Annotated in this window: 2 protein-coding genes; both read left to right on the top strand. The window is 36.0% G+C overall.

The window, feature by feature from the left end; translation table 11 throughout:
- Positions 1 to 289 precede the first annotated feature (289 nt).
- Positions 290 to 1,378, top strand: coding sequence for a flagellar basal body-associated FliL family protein (locus tag O3670_RS10875; RefSeq protein WP_037602955.1), 1,089 nt, complete (start codon positions 290 to 292; stop codon positions 1,376 to 1,378).
- Positions 1,379 to 1,728: 350 nt separating this feature from the next.
- Positions 1,729 to 2,576 (top strand): YSIRK-type signal peptide-containing protein (locus tag O3670_RS10870; RefSeq protein ID WP_371596168.1); only part of this gene is annotated, 848 nt, incomplete at its 3' end.

Genomic DNA, 2,576 nt, shown 5'->3' with positions numbered 1-2,576 from the left:
TGATGGTGTGGATGCAAAAAAACTCAGATACCACCAATAAATTTTCTATAGAAAAAGAGCGCAAAAAAGACATGAAAACAATCTATCAAATAAAGCAGGTTTATTGTGAATAGACTTAGTTGTTCATGTCTCCATTTACCTCCGAATGTTACTTGCCTTGATTGTACGCTATCCGAGAGATTTTGTCAAATGAAAATAAAATATCTAACCTTATTAGACTGCCAATCTACCTTATCAATAGTCTCCACCTATGCTATACTAAAAGCAATACTAAAAATGGAGATTATTTATGGAAAATAAGTTTGTAAAGAAACCAACACCTAAGGGGGATAAGTCCACAAGAATTGTTTTTATAGGTCTCTTAGTGGCATTGCTTTTTATAATCGCAGGGACGGCTTTCTTCTTTGCTGTGAATAGTAGCAGTAAGGCTACCAAAGGTTCAGTTGCATCCAGTAAGTCGAGTACGACTGTCTATTCCGGCAGCAATGTAGAGGATCCCTTGTTCAAAATCACCCTGAAAACCTTCGGAGATAATAAAGAATTTTTACTCGTGACACCAAATCCTGGTCATGATAGAAACATGTTTAACATTGTGGGGGTAGCTGGTCAATACTTAGTCACTCAAGAGTACAAGGGGGGTGAATCTGGTAAGAAAAATGCCAAGGGTGAGACACTTTATAAGTATGACTACTTTAATATCTATATGTATGACACGGAAAAACCAAATCAAAAACCTAAACAAATTGACCTCTTGAAATTGGCTAAAAAAGCTGGGGATGAAGATTATTTAAATCAGGCAAGTCTAAGGCTTTTCATGCTTAATGAGCAAGCTTACTTACAAATGCCTTTTGGTGCGTCATCAGCTGATTTTGCTTCTAATAAAAAATACCTCAATCTTAAGACACAAAAGATCGAGGAAATGAATATTCCAGCTAACTCGAATACTTTGGACTCGGAATTGGATTACGCCAATGTTGATATGCGTAAGACTTTAGAGCCTTTTGGACTTGAGATGTGGACAGGTGCAACTAATGGTAGGGATTTAGATCATCCAACAGAAACACCAATTGCGAGTCTGCCTGCTCTTTATTACATTTCTGAAAAAGACAGAAGCCTCAATATGGATAGTACCAACTTTGCCAAAGAGCATAAGGATGCTTATGAAGCGATTAAGACCAAACATGCTAGAATCTACACCATTCCAAGCAAGATTAACAATGAAACCTGGTTCAATACCTTACTCCATTGGATGGCACCTGAAGGCCAGGATGCCTACGAGTTACCGGTTAGGGCATTTAGACCGACTCAGGAAGAAGGGAAAGTCAAGTCCTACCAAGAATTGCAGACTTGGAATGACAACCATATCAGAAAAAAATAGAGGAACTTACCTCTGAGACCCATAAGATTATGAACCCAAGTCTATAATACTTGGGTTTTTTAGTGTGGTCTGATATAGCAATTGTTGTTTTAGTTTTTTTGTGAAATTCTTGTTATATGATAGCTAAGTTTAAAATAGATTGTTTATTAGTTTGTTTAGCTGATTATTAAAAATATTTCAATCGGGTCTATAGGCTTATAATAAGCAGAACAAATCATTTAATAAAGATTAAAATTATTGACACTTATATTGACGTGTAATTATCAGAATGTTAGAATTTAAAGTGCATCATCATAATAAAATAAAATTAAAGCAATAAACCAAATATTACAATTTTTTATGGAGACTTTATGAAAGATTTTTTTAATCAACGTCAACGTTATTCATTGAGAAAATATTCTATTGGCGTTTGCTCAGTCTTGCTTGGAATTGTTCTTTTTTCTGGACAGGCTGTACAAGCTGATGAAGTTATAACAGGTAATGATAACGTTGTGAAATCTGTAGAAGCAGCTGAATCCGCAATATCGGATACTACTATATCAGAAGTTCCAACTGCTATAGAAAAGTTACCAGTAGAAGAAGTAGTAACTGTACAGAATGAAACAGTTTCTAAGCAACAAGACACGTCATCTGAAACAAACACTAGTAGAAATTCTACGTCTTTTGCTAGTTCTGAAGAATCATATGTGGCTCAAGTAAATCAAAGTCAAGCTACAAGTGATTTATCTGAAGGATTAAAATCAGAAACGATAACATCTGAAATATCAAGAACTAGTCTCCGTCGAGGGAGAATTTTAGCGTCTGAAGAAACAGTCGAGAGTTCTACAGAGGTACTATCATCAGAAGCAATCCCAGCTGAAATACCTATACGACGTAGTGGACGTCGAGGAAGAAATATGTCATCTTTAAATACGTCTGAATCGAATAACGGGACTCCTATAAATAGTAGTTTACCTACGGTCACCATACCAACCAGCAATCAAAATAATACTTTAGCTACACCAGACGAAAATATAACGAAATCAACCAAGCAAACGGTTGTTTTTGAAGGTGCAGGAGAAAAGACGCCAGCTACTAATATTAAAGATGATTATGTTTTCACAGGTAAGAAAGATTTAACAACAAACGCTATTACTTGGAAGACAGGCTCGCATACATACGGCAGTGTACCAGTTCCAGTGGTGACAGGCTACTATGC

Origin of the sequence: Streptococcus sp. 27098_8_74, assembly GCF_041431705.1 — a bacterium.
Taxonomy (GTDB): Bacteria; Bacillota; Bacilli; order Lactobacillales; family Streptococcaceae; genus Streptococcus; species Streptococcus salivarius_E.
Note: the sequence above shows the minus strand (reverse complement) of the source record. Positions and strands in the feature narration are given on the sequence as shown.

What these genes read in the sequence shown, in the direction of transcription:
- O3670_RS10875 (WP_037602955.1), top strand. Translation starts at nt 290, where the DNA reads ATGGAAAATAAGTTTGTAAAGAAACCAACACCTAAGGGGGATAAGTCC.